This is a genomic window from Novosphingobium sp. FG137 (assembly GCF_057809735.1).
Genome location: NZ_JBMDKN010000001.1, coordinates 1,092,715 through 1,107,675, shown reverse-complemented (window position 1 = coordinate 1,107,675; position 14,961 = coordinate 1,092,715). Strand labels below are relative to the sequence as shown.

At 67.3% G+C, this 14,961-nt stretch carries 16 protein-coding genes; 11 read left to right on the top strand and 5 right to left on the bottom strand.

The features are described 5' to 3' along the window. Positions 1 to 2: 2 nt before the first annotated feature. The 10 genes from ACODS2_RS05085 to ACODS2_RS05040 are packed head-to-tail and all read left to right on the top strand — an operon-like array spanning position 3 to position 8,111. Positions 3 to 1,217, top strand: a complete 1,215-nt coding sequence (locus ACODS2_RS05085) for a type II secretion system F family protein (protein WP_488997831.1) — start codon at positions 3 to 5, stop codon at positions 1,215 to 1,217. Then, positions 1,214 to 1,642, top strand: a complete 429-nt coding sequence (gspG, locus tag ACODS2_RS05080) for a type II secretion system major pseudopilin GspG (protein WP_488997830.1) — start codon at positions 1,214 to 1,216, stop codon at positions 1,640 to 1,642. Before ACODS2_RS05085 ends, gspG begins: the two co-directional genes overlap by 4 nt. 3 nt (positions 1,643 to 1,645) lie before the next feature. Continuing rightward, on the top strand, positions 1,646 to 2,107 hold the full coding sequence (locus tag ACODS2_RS05075; RefSeq protein WP_488997829.1) for a GspH/FimT family pseudopilin: 462 nt from the start codon (positions 1,646 to 1,648) through the stop codon (positions 2,105 to 2,107). 3 nt (positions 2,108 to 2,110) lie between these two features. Continuing rightward, positions 2,111 to 2,482, top strand: coding sequence for a hypothetical protein (locus tag ACODS2_RS05070; RefSeq protein ID WP_488997828.1), 372 nt, complete (start codon positions 2,111 to 2,113; stop codon positions 2,480 to 2,482). After that, positions 2,479 to 3,165, top strand: a complete 687-nt coding sequence (locus ACODS2_RS05065) for a PulJ/GspJ family protein (protein WP_488997827.1) — start codon at positions 2,479 to 2,481, stop codon at positions 3,163 to 3,165. The genes ACODS2_RS05070 and ACODS2_RS05065 overlap by 4 nt, the downstream gene beginning before the upstream one ends. Further along, positions 3,162 to 4,172, top strand: a complete 1,011-nt coding sequence (locus ACODS2_RS05060; RefSeq protein ID WP_488997826.1) for a PilN domain-containing protein — start codon at positions 3,162 to 3,164, stop codon at positions 4,170 to 4,172. Before ACODS2_RS05065 ends, ACODS2_RS05060 begins: the two co-directional genes overlap by 4 nt. After that, the gene (gene gspM / locus ACODS2_RS05055) at positions 4,169 to 4,714 is read left to right on the top strand and encodes a type II secretion system protein GspM (protein ID WP_488997825.1); all 546 of its coding nucleotides are present in this window, start codon (positions 4,169 to 4,171) and stop codon (positions 4,712 to 4,714) included. The genes ACODS2_RS05060 and gspM overlap by 4 nt, the downstream gene beginning before the upstream one ends. Further along, positions 4,680 to 5,225 (top strand): hypothetical protein, encoded by a 546-nt coding sequence (locus ACODS2_RS05050; protein ID WP_488997824.1) that lies wholly within the window; start codon positions 4,680 to 4,682, stop codon positions 5,223 to 5,225. The genes gspM and ACODS2_RS05050 overlap by 35 nt, the downstream gene beginning before the upstream one ends. After that, on the top strand, positions 5,218 to 7,263 hold the full coding sequence (gspD, locus tag ACODS2_RS05045; protein WP_488997823.1) for a type II secretion system secretin GspD: 2,046 nt from the start codon (positions 5,218 to 5,220) through the stop codon (positions 7,261 to 7,263). The genes ACODS2_RS05050 and gspD overlap by 8 nt, the downstream gene beginning before the upstream one ends. Before the next feature lie 32 nt (positions 7,264 to 7,295). Further along, complete coding sequence (locus tag ACODS2_RS05040; RefSeq protein WP_488997822.1) at positions 7,296 to 8,111, top strand: hypothetical protein; 816 nt, start codon at positions 7,296 to 7,298, stop codon at positions 8,109 to 8,111. On the opposite strand, the gene ACODS2_RS05035 is transcribed toward ACODS2_RS05040, so the two are convergent. The 3 genes from ACODS2_RS05035 to ACODS2_RS05025 form a co-directional block, all read right to left on the bottom strand. After that, positions 8,065 to 9,165 (bottom strand): hypothetical protein, encoded by a 1,101-nt coding sequence (locus ACODS2_RS05035; protein WP_488997821.1) that lies wholly within the window; start codon positions 9,163 to 9,165, stop codon positions 8,065 to 8,067. The genes ACODS2_RS05040 and ACODS2_RS05035 overlap by 47 nt on opposite strands. 201 nt (positions 9,166 to 9,366) lie before the next feature. Beyond that, positions 9,367 to 10,155 (bottom strand): hypothetical protein, encoded by a 789-nt coding sequence (locus tag ACODS2_RS05030; RefSeq protein ID WP_488997820.1) that lies wholly within the window; start codon positions 10,153 to 10,155, stop codon positions 9,367 to 9,369. Further along, complete coding sequence (locus tag ACODS2_RS05025) at positions 10,113 to 10,223, bottom strand: DUF6471 domain-containing protein (protein WP_488997819.1); 111 nt, start codon at positions 10,221 to 10,223, stop codon at positions 10,113 to 10,115. Before ACODS2_RS05025 ends, ACODS2_RS05030 begins: the two co-directional genes overlap by 43 nt. Before the next feature lie 154 nt (positions 10,224 to 10,377). On the opposite strand from ACODS2_RS05025, the gene ACODS2_RS05020 reads away from it, so the two are divergent. After that, positions 10,378 to 10,560, top strand: a complete 183-nt coding sequence (locus ACODS2_RS05020; protein WP_488997818.1) for a hypothetical protein — start codon at positions 10,378 to 10,380, stop codon at positions 10,558 to 10,560. Between the two features lie 170 nt (positions 10,561 to 10,730). On the opposite strand, the gene ACODS2_RS05015 is transcribed toward ACODS2_RS05020, so the two are convergent. Continuing rightward, positions 10,731 to 11,618, bottom strand: a complete 888-nt coding sequence (locus ACODS2_RS05015) for a MipA/OmpV family protein (protein WP_488997817.1) — start codon at positions 11,616 to 11,618, stop codon at positions 10,731 to 10,733. Between the two features lie 191 nt (positions 11,619 to 11,809). Then, entirely contained in the window at positions 11,810 to 14,767 is a 2,958-nt protein-coding gene (gene uvrA, locus ACODS2_RS05010) for an excinuclease ABC subunit UvrA (protein ID WP_488997816.1), read from the bottom strand. Between the last annotated feature and the right edge of the window lie 194 nt (positions 14,768 to 14,961).

Genomic DNA, 14,961 nt, shown 5'->3' with positions numbered 1-14,961 from the left:
GCATGGCGACCTTCCAGTACCGGGCGCTCGCCGCGAGCGGGGCGGCCGTTTCCGGCCAGATCGAGGCAGCGAACCGCGATGACGCCATCGCGGCGATGCGCAAGTCCGGCATGCGCCCGATCGAGATTGCCGAGCCGAAGCCGGGCGCAGCAGCCCTGCGCCAGCGCCGCGGCAAAGCGCCCGCGCGACTTGTCACCAATGTCCTTGCCGAACTCGGCGTGCTGCTGCAGGCAGGCCTCCCGCTGGATCGGGCGCTGGCCATCGCGGTCGAGAATGTCGATCACCCCGCCCTGCGCGCGCGTCTTGGCGAGGTGCTGGCGGCGGTGCGCGAAGGCAGGCCCCTGTCCGCCGCGCTCGCGGCGCATCCCGATCTCTTCCCCGCCCTCGCCCCCGCGATGACCGAGGCGGGCGAGGCCAACGGCAAGCTGGGCGAAGCGCTGTCGCGGCTCGCACAGATGCTTGAGCAAGCCGATGAACAGCGCCGCCAGATCACCTCGGCGATGACCTATCCCGCCATACTCGCGGTGATCGCGCTGGGCGTCATCCTGCTCATGCTGCTGTTCGTGGTGCCGCAGTTCGAAGCGCTGTTCGCTTCCGCGCCGCCGGGCAAGCTGCCCGCCGCATCGCTCTTCGTCATGGGCGCGAGCCGGTTCGTGCGCGCCAACGGCCTGATCATCCTTGCCGTGCTGGGGGGCGCAGGCCTGGCCGCGCGGGCGGCACTGGCCCGGCCGGGCGGCAAGGCCTGGCTCGACCGCGTGATCCTCGGCGTGCCGCAGATCGGCATGCTGATCCGCCATATCGAAACCGTGCGCTTTGCCCGCAGCCTTGGCGCGTTGATCGAAGGCGGCGTGCCGCTGCCGAATGCGCTCGCGCTGGCCCGCCGCACCGTCGGCAACCGCCACATGAACGCCGGGATCGGCGAGGTGGCCGATATCGTGCGGCAGGGCGGCGGGCTTGCCGCGCCGCTGGCCGAGCGGCGCGTGCTCCCCGTGATGGCCCTGAGCTTCATCCGCACCGGTGAGGAGACTTCGCAACTCGGCCCGATGCTGGCGCGGCTGAGTACGGTGCTCGACCGCGATGTGAAAGAGCGGCTGGAGCGGGTGATCGCGGTGGCAACGCCGGTCGTCATCGTCTCGCTCGGCGTGCTGGTCGCGGCCATGGTGGCCTCGATCCTCTCGGCGATCCTCGGTTTCAATGATCTGGCGGTGGCACAATGAAAACGCGCAACAGGATCCCCGTCCGCAATGGCTTCACCCTGCTGGAACTGCTGGTGGTGCTCGCCATTCTCGGCCTGCTCTATGCGATCGTCGGCCCGCAGGTGATCAGATACCTGTCGAGCTCGAGAAGCGAGACAGCGTCGGTGCAGGTCAAGAATGTCGATGCGGCGCTGAAGCTGCTGCGGCTCGATGCCGGGCGCTATCCCACGGGGCAGGAGGGGCTGCAGGCGCTTGTCACCCAGCCGCCGGGTATGACGGAGTGGCGCGGGCCTTATCTGCCCGGCAGCGCCGCGCTCACCGATCCCTGGGGCAATCCCTATCGCTATGCCAATCCCGGCAAGCATGGCGAGATCGACGTCTACACGCTGGGTTCGGACAATGCCGAAGGCGGCACGGGTGAGGCCAAGGACCTCGGCAACTGGTAGGCCATGCCCCGCGCCGCCACCCCTCCCCGCACCCGTCTTGCCGAGAGCGGCTTCACGCTGCTCGAGATGCTCGTGGTGCTGGCGATCACCGGGCTGATCGCGGGGCTGCTCTATCCGCAGCTCGCCACCGCGCGGTTTGCCGTGGGCCAGCGCCTTGCGCGCGAGCAGATGGCGGCGGCAGTGGAAGCCGCAAGCGCCGCCGCGCTGCGCAGCGGCGCGCCGGTATCGCTCAGCGCGGATCCGGCGGCCGGGGCGCTGGTGATAGCAGGCACGCGGCGGATCACGGTCGATCCCACGCGCCAGCTGAGGCTGGATCTTCGGCCGCGGACGATCACGTTCCATCCCGATGGCAGCACCACCGGCGGGCGACTGACGCTCGGCACCGGGCGCGATGCCACCGCCATCGAAGTCTCGCGCACGGGCAGGCAATCGCTGGCGGCTGCGCCAGCCGGAAGCGGAGACTGAGCGATGCGGCCAGAACCGCGCGAACGCGGCTTTCTGATGGTCGAGGCGCTGGTGGCGCTGGCGATAGCGGCACTGATGGCAGCGCTGGTGTTCGATACGGTCTGGCAGATGGGCCGCACCGCCGCCGTCGCCGCGCAGCAGCGGCAGGCGTTGCTCCTCGCGCGGTCGGTGCTGGCGGCGGCGAGCGTGCCGGGAACCGGCTCGCCCATCCCTCCGCGCGGGGCCGATGGTCGGCTAGCGTGGAGCATCGCACATGAGGGTTATGCCAGCGAGGCGGCAGAGGGCCTGCCGCTCGAGACGGTGAGTGTCGCGGTGAGCGATGCCGCCACGGGCCGAGTGCTCGCCCGGCTCTCCTCGCTCAGGGCGATGCGATGATCGCGGCGGCCCTCCCCCGGCAGCCCCGGCGCGAGACCGGCTTCACGCTGGCAGAGATGCTGGTCGCGCTTGCGCTGTTCGCCCTGATTTCGGCGCTGATTGCGGCAGTGGTGAACCTGATCGCCCGGCTCGATGGCGCCGCGCGGCGGCAGGGCGATGCGGCCGAGCAGGTCGTCTTGGCGCAGACCGTGCTGCGCGCGCGGATCGAACAGATGCGCGCGGTGGTCGATCCGCGCGGGCTCGGCGATACGATCGCGATGGTCGGGCAAGGCGACGAATTGACTTTCACGGCGCCGGGCCTTGCGGCGGATGGCGCGCACCAGTTGCAGGCGATCCGGCTGCGGCGCACCGCACGCGGCCAGCTCATGCTCTACACCGCGCCGCTGCTGGCAGGCGTCGATCTGCACGCGCCGGGCGTCGCAGGCTGGCGCGCCGCGCCGCTGCTCGATGGCGTGCAGCGGATCGAGTACGCTTACTATGGCGCAGACCGAGTGACCGGGCGCGATGCATGGCAGGATCGCTGGCAAAACCGCGCCCAGCCGCCCAAGCTCGTGCGCCTGCGCCTCGGCTTTGCCGCAGGCGATGCGCGAAGCTGGCCAGTGCTGATGGTGCGGCCGATGAGCGGTGTGCGCCTTGAATGCCGGAATGGCCGCAACAGCAGCGATTGCGGGGACGCGCCATGACCCTCACCGAACTGCTCAATCTGGACATGACGACGCTCGCGCGGATGGCCCGCGGCGGTTTCGATTGGTGGGTCCGCGAGCTTGAGGGGCTGCTGCCGAAAGGTCTCGTCCGCGGCCGGAGCCTGACGGCCTGGCACAGCTACGAACACGGCGCCGTGCTCGCGGCAAGCCGCGCAGGGGTCGATACGCTGGTGATCCCGAACGAACTGTGCCTCGTGCGCACGCTGACCCTGCCGCGCCTGCCGCCCGACGATCTTGCCGCGCTGATCGCGCTCGATGCCGATCGGATCATGCCGGTGCCGGCAGACAGCATCGTGATCGGCATCCGCACGGTGGGGCCGGCGGGAGAGGCCACTGGCGGGGCGGACAAGGTGCGGGTGCAAGTCGGCGCGCTGCCCATCTCCCGCGCGCGCGAAATTGCCGAGGCAGCGCACGCGGCGGGCGTTTCCCCCGCGCGGATCGGGCCACTTGATGCGGCAGGCGAACAGCTCGATTTCGATTTCGCTCCGGCCATGCGCAAGGCCGGGCTGCTGCCGCTGCGCCCCGCCGCCGCGCGGTTCTGGTGGATGGTGGTGGCGGTGATGGTACTGCTCAACATCGGCACGGCAGTGCTGCGCAATGAGCAGCAGGTGAGCCGTCTGCAGACCCTTGTCGATGCACAGGCTCCGGCGCTCACGGCGGTGCGCCGGATCGAGGACCGGGTGATCGGCAATGCCCGGGTCGTGCAGGCCCTCAACGCACGCCGCGCCGCGCACCAGCCGTTGCGGCTGATGGCGATGGTGGGCGGCGTGCTGCCGGACAAGGCGTGGATCCAGCGCTTCGAGTGGGACGGCAAGACCTTGCGCCTTTCGGGCTACGGCGCGCCGGGGGTCAATGTCGTATCCGCGCTCAAGGCTTCGGGCCTCTTCGCCAGCGTACGCGCGAGCCGCGCTGAGGCAGTGGCCGAAAGCGCGACCGGGCGGCCGTTCGAACTCGTGCTCATCCCGCGACGGGAGGCCGGCACATGAGGCCGCTGACCTCGCGCGAGCGCAAGCTGATCGCGGTGCTGATCCTCGTGCTGGCGGTATCGCTGGTGCTGACAATCGTGATCGGCCCCGGGGTCTCCGGCTTTACAGAGCGAGCCGCGCGGCGCGCGGCGCTGGTTCAGACCTTCCACGCCAACGAACGGCGCATCGGCTCGCTGAACGCACTGCAGGCGGAGGCCGAACGACAGCCCGGCCAGATGCGCGCGCTGCTTTTGGCCGCACCCGATGCTGACGAGGCGGGCGAGGCGCTGCGCGAGCGGATCGAGATCGCCGCGCAGGATGCCGGCGGTGATATCAAGGCCTCCGAAGCCGTACCCGCCGAACAGGGCTGGGCGCGCGCCGCCATCGATGCGCGGATGAGCCACGCGCAGCTCGCCACCCTGCTCGCCCGGCTCAATGCCCTGAAGCCCGCGCTTGCCGTCGATAGCCTCACCGTGATCGCCGACGATGCCCTGACCAACACCCGATCGGATCTGCTCGATGTCAGACTTGAAGCAACGGCTCCTTTCGTACCGCCCCGATAAGGCGGACGGTGCACTGCTGCCCGCAGGGCTCGCGCTGGTGCTGCTGGCGGGCGCGGCGCTGCAGCTTGCCCTGCCGCAAGGCGTAGCGGTGCCGCCGGCGCTTGGCGTCTCGCGCGCGCCGGATCGGCGGCTGCCGATGATGGCCCGGATCGCCGTGCCGGATCTTTCGGGGCGGCCCTCGCTGTTCTCGCCGCTGCGCCTTGGCGGCGCGCAGGCGGGGCAGGTCAATGCGGGTACGGCACCAAAGCCGGTGGGTCCGCTTGGCGGCACCTTCGTGCTCGGCGCAATGCAGGTGGGCCGGGCACAGGCACTGTTGCTGCGCGAGGAAAACGGCCGCGTTCTGCGCCTGGCGCCCGGCGGCAACTACCGGGGCTGGCACTTGCTGCGGATCGAGGCAGATGGCGCCCGGTTCCGCATGGGCGGCAGGATCTTGCGCATCGGCTTTGGTGCCGGCGCAGCGGCGGACGGTTTCAACGCAGGTTCCAGCGAGAGCGAGAGCAACAGTGAGTAAACACCACACGATCCTGCTGGCTGGCATCCCGGCGCTCGCACTCACCGCGACCACGGCCTGCGCGCCCCGTGCGGCGGTCCAGCCGGTCGAACGGGCGCTGCCCGCTGCGCCGCCCTCGCCCACCCTGCGCCCGGCAGGCGTAACGACCGCGCTTGTCGGCGGCACCGAGCCTGCGCCTGCGCTTCCCGGCAACAACAGCGAAAGCACACGCAGCGCGCCCAGGGGCAACATCGAGTTCACCATCCCCAGCGCCGATGTGCGCACGCTCGCGCAGATCGTGCTGCGCGACACGTTGCGCATTCCCTATACCATGAGCCTCGAGGGTGACGTCGACGTCGGCCTGACGACAGCGGGCCCGATCGGCCGCCAGCAACTGCTCGATCTGTTCGAGGCGTCGCTCCGAAGGGCGAACCTCGCGATGGTGTGGGAAGGCACCGGCTACCGGATCATGACGGTGGACGCGGCCAAGGCGCGCGGCACCGAATTCCTGCCCAGCCGCGGCTTCGGCAGCGAGACTGTGCGGCTGCAGTTTGCCAATGCCGACGAGATGCGCAAGCTGCTCGACACCGTGGTGCCCGGCGCGGTCCAGTCGCTCGATGCCACGCAGAACGCGCTGGTGATCGCGGGCACCGAGGCCCAGCGCAAGAGCGTGCACGACGTGATCGCGCAGTTCGATGTCAACTGGCTGCGCTCGATGTCCTTCGCGCTCTATGTGCCGCAGCACCTCGACAGCCGGCTGATCGTGCCCGAGCTCGACAGGCTCATCAACGCGCCCGATGCGCCGACGCGCGGGCTGGTCCGCCTGATCGGGATGGAAAAGATCAACGGCGTGATCGCGATCAGCGCGCAGAAGCAATACCTCGAGGACGTGCGCCGCTGGGTCGAAGTGCTGGACCGCGAAGGCACCAGCAACGAGGCGCGGCTCTACATCTACCGCGTGCAGAACAGCCGCGCGCGTGATCTGGTCAAGACACTCAACGCCAGCTTCGGCCTCGGCGGTGGTGGCGGCGGCGGTGCGTCCGATAATCCCGATCCCTTCGCGCCAGAGCAGCGCGGCGGGGCGGACAAGAGTGCTCCGTCGATCCAGAACGGTAGCAGCGGCGGGCCGGATGCGGGCAGCTCCGGGCTCAGGGTTCGCGTTTCGGCAGACGAGCTCAACAATGCGGTTGTGGTCTACGGTTCGGGGCATGACTTCGCGATCGTCGAGGATGCGCTGCGCAAGCTCGATGTGCCGCCGCTGCAGGTGATGATCGAGGCTGCGATCACCGAAGTCGGGCTAAACGACGGACTGCGCTACGGGGTCCAGTGGAACTTCCAGACCGGCCAATCGAACTTCGCGCTGAGCGAAGGAGACGGGGCCACGCCGACGCGGCAGTTTCCGGGCTTTTCCTATTTCTACTCGAACAACAACGATATCACCGCCACGCTCAACGCGCTTGAAGAGCGCACTACGGTCAAGGTCGTCTCCGCGCCCAAGCTGATGGTGCTCAACAACCAGACCGCCGCGCTGCAGGTGGGCGATCAGGTGCCGGTGCTCTCGCAGCAGGTGACACCGCTGGGCGGCGGGAGCAGCACGGGCAACCTGCTCTCGGCCAACTCGGTCGAGTACCGCGATACCGGCGTGATCCTCAAGATTACCCCGCGGGTCAATGCCAGCGGGGCGGTGCTGCTCGATGTCAGCCAGGAAGTGAGCGATGTGCAGCCGACCAGGAGCGGCGTCACCAATTCGCCGACCATCACCACCCGCCGCGTTGCCACCACGGTTTCGGTGCAGGACGGGCAGGTCATCGCGCTCGGCGGATTGTTCCGCGACAACAAGAGCTTCGGGAAGAACGGCCTCCCCATTCTCTCGCGCATTCCGGTGCTGGGCGGGCTGCTGTTCGGCAACAACAACAACACGCAGAAGCGCACCGAGCTGATCATCCTGATCAAGCCGCATGTGCTGCGCACACCGGATGACCTGACCGCGATCACCGAGGAGCTGCGCGCCAAGATCCAGTCGGTCGAGCCGTTCAAGACCAAGGGCAAGATCCCCTGACCGAGCGGCCCCGCCACGAACGCGGTTACGCGATGCTCGCCGTGGTGGCGGGGATCGGCGTGATGGCGGCGCTCGCGGCGGGGGCGGCGGCGGCGACGGCGGCGCGGCTCGATACGCTGGAGGCGGAGACGAGCGCGGCGCGGCTGGGCGCGGCGGCCGATGCGGGGGTGGCGATCGCGCTCGCCCGGCTCACCCGCCCCGGGCTGGCCGCGCGCTGGGCGATCGACGGGCGGACCTACACCGAGACCTACAAGGCCGCGGCGCTGGCGATCCGGATCGAGGACGAGGCGGGCAAGATCATGATCAACCGCATCGACGGCGAGAACATCGGCTGGCTGATGAGCACGCTGGGCCTGCCGCCGCCGCAAGTGAAGACCCTGCGCGACAGCTTCGACGACTGGATCGACCAGGACGACGAGCCCCGCACGGACGGCGCGGAGAGCGAGACCTACCACCCCCGCGGCTACGGCGCGCGCAACGGGCCGCCGCAGAGCATCGAGGAACTGGGCGACATCCGCGGCTTCACCCCGGCGCTGGTGGAGCGCGTGGCCCGGATCGCGACGGTGGAGGTGAACGGCGCGCCGTTCGACAAGCGCTATGCCGATCCATTGGCGATCCAGGTGATGAACGACGGCAACGCCAACACGCCCGACGTGATCGAACGGCAGCGCGAGATCGCCGGACAGCGCCCCGCCTTCCCGATCAGCGATCCGGCGGACTGGCGCGGCCGGGTGGTGACGATCATCGCCACGGCGCGCGGCCCCGGCGGCGCGCAGGCCCAGCGGCGCGTGGTGGCCGAAATCACCGGCAACCCGCGCCAGCCCTATGTGCTGCGCTGGGGGGCCTGAGGGACAGCGGCGTAAGGGAAAGGGGCGGGCGGGCCGCGATCAGGGCGCGCAAGTTGACACGGTTGACACGGTCCTGAGAGACTTTTGCGGACTTGGTTTCGATGGCCGGTTCGGCGCGGGGCGGGCATTCGTGTTCATCGAACAGGGTGTCGAGCGCGGCGAGGCGGGTCTGGCTGGCGGCGTCCCATTCGGCGGCGGCGGCGGTTTCGGCGGCGTGCTGGGCGTGGGCGAGCGCTTCGGGCCAGATATCGATGGGATCGATGGCATCGAGATCGAGCCCGGCGAGCACTTCGGCGGGGAGGTCCTCCGATTCAGGGGGGAAGGCATAGAGCACCTCTTCGCGCGCGGCGAGGAGGGCTTCCTCGCGGGTGGGCTGCGCGGGGGTCCATTGCGGCGGGGCATCGAAATCATAGTCCGGCGGCGCGAAGGCGGGTTCATCGCCGGGCTCCGCCGCTTCGCGCAGCTCGGCGAGGTATTCATCGAAGCGGGCGGCGATGCCCGGCGCGGGCGCACCCTCCTGCTCCGCCTGATCGGCATGGCGATCGAGCCGCGCGATGTGGGCCAGCAGCAGGCGCGCATCGAAGCGGACGCGGTGGCCGACCGCCTCACCCCGGTAGAAGATCGTCTCCTGCACCCCGTTCAGCGCGCGTTCGGCCAGCACTTCCTCCGCCGCATCGCGCGCAAGGAGCAGCGCAGCCTGCCAGCCATGGGAGAAGGCGGCATCGCGCCGCTTGTGGACATAAGCCGCCTGCGCCGAAACGCCGACCGCAGCGCAGGCGCGGCGGACATTGCCGGTGGTGGCAAGGAAATGGAGAAAGCGCACGCGGCGATCCGGCGTGAAGGGGCGCGAGAAGGTGAACTCCCCCTCCCGCCTGCGGGAGGGGGTTGGGGGGAGGGCGTGTTCGGGATACGCTGCGCTTGGCCCAACATGCCCTCCCCCGGCCCCTCCCGCAGGCGGGAGGGGAGCAAAAGGATCGACATCATCGGGCAGCCCCACATCGCGCTCGATGGGAATCCACCCGCGCCCGAACCCGCTGGAATTGTGCTGTGCCATGCCGTGCGACTCCCGATTGGAACAAAGGGGGATCATTGTGGCATGGGTGGGGGTGTGTAGGACAGGGGTTAGGCGAAGGACGGGAGCGCGGATCTGATCGGGCTTACGTAGCAAACGCACCAAGCCTGAGGCGAACGCCATCGCCGGTGATGGCAAATGTGCTTGGGAGAATGATGCCTCGATTGTGAGGCTAATTCGATACTACTGAACTTGATATTCGCGATTGGAACCGTTTACATCTGGGACGGTGCCCCAAACACCGTATGGCTTTTTGAGGTATCGAATAGGCAGCGCCCAGCGTTGACCATAAATGTCCGAGTACCTTGCCTCCGCAATAAAATGGAGATCTTGGTCGTAGGGGGCGTCGTCCAAAATCGCTTTCAAATGATCCCAACTGTTCCCGGGATGGAGATCAATAGAAGTCATATCTTCAAAGTCCAAATCCTTAAAAGAAAAGTCTTTGTCAGTTGTGAGAACACGCCTGACTTGGAGATTTAGAGCTGGAGTCTGGCCGAAATTTTTGATCGAGACCTCGAAAGTAGCTTTCGTGATCTTTATTTCAAAATCCCAATCATAGAAGCCAACATAGGCTCTGAGTTGATGAATGGATGTTTCCCGGGTTATGTCATTCGCTTCTTTGGAAGCTGCCAAAGCCCTTTCGGTTTGCCCGAGCGACCACAGAATAGCTCCCAAACCGATTGCGCTCAAAACCGTGCCGACAATTGCCCAATTGGTAGCCCTATGTGCTTCAAGGGTGGATTTCTCAGCAGCGAGAGCGGCGCGCCATTGAGCGCACAAATCAGCGCGGTCATGGTCATTGGCATGATAGCAGGACTCAGCATTCAAATCGGGATATGGAGTAAAGGCCGCTTGCGACGCTTGTTCAGTTGGGGCGTTGGTTGCCTGCTGCTGACTGGGCTTTTGCGGGCCGCTAGCTGCGCATAGGATTAGCCCAAGTGCAAGGATAAGCAGCCGATAACCTCTAAGCATTGGATCGGAAACACCGCTGTAAATTTGCCACGGCTGATCTTGTTCCTGATATTCGGCTCAGAGTCCATCACCCCAATGCCTGAGACCTTTATAATGAGTCGGGAACAGCGCGCGCTCTTGCGGGTCGCAACCGTCTGAGCTCGCCCCCCATTTAGTGCTCCACTTCCGAATACAACGCTGACGGCAAATCCGCTGTCTCGCGTCTGTCTGACGGAGGTTTCCATGAGCTGGAATTATCGGGTGCTCGACCATGGCACGCATCTGGCGGTGCATCAGGTCTACTATCATGACGACGGATCGGTGCGGTGCTGGACGGCGGAGCCTTACCCCTCCGTCAGCCCTGCGGGCTGCCACCTCCCCATTTGTGCTCCGCAAAAATGGGGAGGAATTCAGCGCTTCGCTTGAGCGGGCGCTGGCGGATGCGCGGCGGCGGGGGGTTTTGCGGGTGGTTGAATTGCCGGGGTAGCGTTTTGCCGTGGGTGCCCCTCCACCACCTTCCTTCGACAGGCTCAGGATGAGCGAGGCGGTCCCCCTCCCCATTTGTGCGTGCCGCAAAAGTGGGGAGGAATGGGGGCTTATTTCCAGGTGAAGCGGTAGCCGTAGGCGAGGCCGATGCTGAACTGATCGCGGCGGCCGCGTTCGCGGATGAGGGTGCTGTTGGCGGCGGCGTTGCCGAGGCGGTCGTAGCCGGCGAGGAGGGTGAGTGCGCCCTGCTGGCCGCGGCTCCCCAGGGGGCGGGTGAGCGTGCCGCCGAGCCCTGCCGAGACGAGGCCGGAGCCCGTCTGGTAAGCCGTGAGGCCGGCGCGGGCGGCTTGATCGGGGGTCACGCCGAAGTAGACCTGCGTGTACTTCGCGCTGGCGAAGGTGCTGCGCGCGGTGAGCGAATAGCGGAAAGCGCCGGCGCGATCGGTGAAGCGGATCGAGGGTTCGGCGACGAGGCCCTCGTGTCCGCCGGTGCCCTGGCGGACTTCGGTGCGCAGGGCGAGGCGGCGGCCAAGAACTCCGGCTGGGCTATATTGCACGAAGCCGCCGAATTCCCCGGCGAGGCCGACATTGCCGAAGCCGCGCAGGGCATCGCTGCCGCCGGCGACGAGGAAGGGCGAGCCGCCGGTGGATTCGCGTCGGCCAAAGCGGAGGCGGGCGATGGGGCCGATCTTCCAGCCATCGCGGTTGATCGCGTTCCAGCCGAGGCCTTCCTGCACCGAGGCGAAGACGGCATCCTTGTAGGCGAGGCGGATATCCGGGAAGATCGAGAAGGCGGTATCGCGCGAGCCTTGCCAGGCGGGGGCGACGATGGGCGCGACGCCGACGGTGAGGACCCAGGTGGGCGGTGCGGGCGGGCCGGCGGGGCGGCCGGGTGCGCTTTGGGCCGGTACGCTCTGGGAATGCGCGCTTTGGGCATGCGCGGCGGGTGCGAGCAGGGTGAGCGCGGCCGCGAGGGCGGTGCAGTGGGCGGTGTTCATGGGGGCCAGGTCCTGACGATGGCGTCTTGCGGAGTGGGGTGCGACTGCGCAGCGCATAGCAGGCGGGCGGCGTGGTTGCGTTGCTATGTTATAACGTATTGTTGCCGGGATGGGCGGGAAGGAAGAACCCCTCCGTCAGCGCTTCGCGCTGCCACCTCCCCATTTGCACTTCGTGAAAATGGGGAGGACCTTTAGCGCTTGAGGAGCGGCGCGAGGTAGTGGCCGGTGAAGCTGCGGGGGTTTTTGGCGACCTGTTCGGGCGTGCCTTCGGCGACCAGCTCACCGCCGCGCACGCCGCCTTCGGGGCCGAGATCGAGTAGCCAGTCGGCGGTTTTGATCACATCGAGGTTGTGTTCGATGACGACGACGCTGTTGCCCTGATCGACGAGGCGGTGGAGCACTTCGAGGAGTTTGCGCACGTCTTCGAAGTGGAGGCCGGTGGTGGGCTCGTCGAGGATGTAGAGCGTTTGCCCGGTGCTGCGGCGGGCGAGCTCCTTGGCGAGCTTGACGCGCTGCGCCTCGCCCCCGGAGAGCGTGGTGGCCTGCTGGCCGACCTTGACGTAGCCGAGGCCGACTTCGTTGAGCATGTGCATCCGATCACGGATCGGGGGGACCGCCTTGAAGAACTCCTCGGCGTCCTCGATCGTCATATCCAGCACATCGGCGATGGAGTGGCCCTTGAACTTCACCTCGAGCGTTTCGCGGTTGTAGCGGCGGCCGTCGCATTCCTCGCAGGTGACGTAAACGTCGGGCAGGAAGTGCATCTCGATCTTGATGAGGCCGTCGCCCTGGCACTTCTCGCAGCGGCCGCCCTTGACGTTGAAACTGAAGCGGCCGGGCTTGTAGCCGCGTGCGGCGCTTTCGGGGAGGCCGGCGAACCAATCGCGGATGAGGGTGAAACTGCCGGTGTAGGTGGCGGGATTGGAGCGCGGGGTGCGGCCGATGGGGGACTGGTCGATCTCGATCACCTTGTCGCAGTGTTCGAGGCCGGTGACCCGATCATGCGCGCCGGCGATGACGCGGGCGCCATTGAGCGTGCGCGCGGCGACGGCGTGGAGCGTATCGATCGTGAAGCTGGACTTGCCGGAGCCGGAGACGCCGGTGACGCAGGTGAAGGTGCCGAGCGGGATCGAGGCGGTGACGTTCTGCAGGTTGTTGGCCCGCGCGCCTTCGACGGTGAGCTTGAGGCCGTTGCCCTTGCGGCGCTTCTTCGGCACTTCGATGCGGCGGGCGCCGGTGAGGTATTGGCCGGTGAGGCTGTCGGGGTTGCCGAGGATATCGTCGAGGTTGCCCTGCGCGACGATCTCGCCGCCGTGGACGCCGGCGCCGGGGCCGAGATCGACGATATGATCGGCGGTGCGGATCGCGTCTTCATCATGCTCGACGACGATGACGGTGTTGCCGAGATCGCGGAGCCTTTTCAGGGTGATGAGCAGGCGGTCGTTGTCGCGCTGGTGGAGGCCGATGGAGGGCTCGTCTAGCACATAGAGGACGCCGGAGAGGCCGGAGCCGATCTGGCTGGCGAGGCGGATGCGCTGGCTTTCGCCGCCGGAGAGGGTGCCGGAGGTGCGATCGAGGTTGAGGTAATCGAGGCCGACGTTGTTGAGGAAGCCGAGGCGCTCGTTGATTTCCTTGAGGATGGCCTTGGCGATCTGGCTCTGCTGCGAGGTGAGTTGGGCATCGAGCGCGCCGAACCATTCCACCGCGGCGGCGACGGAGAGGTGGGTGATCGACGAGATGTCGGCCATGGCGACCTTGACGCTCAGCGCCTCGGGCTTGAGGCGGGCGCCGTGGCAGGTCTCGCAGGGCTGCGCGGTCTGGAACTTGGAGAGCTCCTCGCGCATCCAGGCGCTTTCGGTTTGCAGCATGCGGCGGTTGAGGTTGCCGATAACGCCTTCGAAGGCCTTCTGGACGGTGTAGCTCTTCTTGCCGTCGATGAAGGTGAGCGGGACGGCCTTGCCGGCGGTGCCATAGAGGATGACGATGCGGACTTCGGGGGCGAGCTTTTCCCACGGCGTTTCGAGGCTGAAGCCGAAGTGGCCGGCGAGGCTGGCGAGGACCTGCATGTAATAGGGCGACGGCGGGTTGGACTTGGCCCAGGGGACGACGGCGCCCTGCTTGAGGCTAAGCGCTTCGTTCGGGACGACGAGCTGGGGATCGAACAGGAGCTTTTCGCCGAGGCCATCACACGCGGGGCAGGCGCCCTGGGGGGCGTTGAACGAGAAGAGGCGCGGTTCGATGGATTCGATGGTGAAGCCGCTGACCGGGCAGGCGAACTTTTCCGAAAAGACGATGCGATTGGCGGGGAGGCCAGTTTTCTTCATGCCCTTGGCGTTGCGCTTGGCCGAGGGGCCTTCGACAGGCTCAGGCTGAGCGGGGGTGGGAGCAGCCCCTTCCCCACCAATCGCCTCGACCGTTGTATCCGCCAGATCGAGGTAAACCGTGCCATCCGCCAGCTTGAGCGCCTGCTCGAAGCTGTCTGCCAGACGGGTGCGGAAGCCTTCGTCGGCTTGCTTGACCGCGATGCGATCGACCACGACTTCGATATCGTGCTTCAGCTTCTTGTCGAGCGCAGGGGCGTCTTCGATGGCCATGAGGGTGCCGTCGATCCGCACGCGGGTGTAGCCGGCGCGCTGCCATTCGGCGAGTTCCTTGCGGTATTCCCCCTTGCGGCCGCGCACGACGGGGGCGAGCAGATAGGCGCGCGTGCCCTCCGGCAGGGCGAGCACGCGGTCTACCATCTGGGTGACCGTCTGCGCCGCGATGGGCAGGCCCGTGGCGGGCGAATAGGGAATGCCGACGCGCGCCCAGAGGAGGCGCATGTAGTCGTAGATCTCCGTCACCGTGGCAACGGTGGAGCGCGGGTTGCGGCTGGTGGTCTTCTGCTCGATCGAGATCGCAGGGGAGAGCCCGTCGATATGTTCGACATCGGGCTTCTGCATCATTTCGAGGAACTGGCGCGCATAGGCCGAGAGGCTCTCGACATAGCGGCGCTGGCCTTCGGCGTAAATCGTATCGAACGCGAGGCTCGATTTGCCCGAGCCGGAAAGGCCGGTGATGACGATCAGGCTATCGCGCGGGAGATCGACGTCGATCCCCTTGAGATTGTGCTCACGCGCGCCGCGGATTGAGATGGTGCTGAGGGACATGGGGGCAGTCTGTTCCAGATTTGTTCGATTCCGGCAAGGGGCGCGCGGGTGTTTTGCGACACGTGGGTGGCGGGGCGCGTGATAGCAAGGTGGCGCGGGGGGCAAGGCCCTTCGAATGGTGGCGACTGAGCGGACGATGTGCGGGTGGAGACGTCGTTACCCCTCCGTCAGCGCTATGCGCTGACACCTCCCCA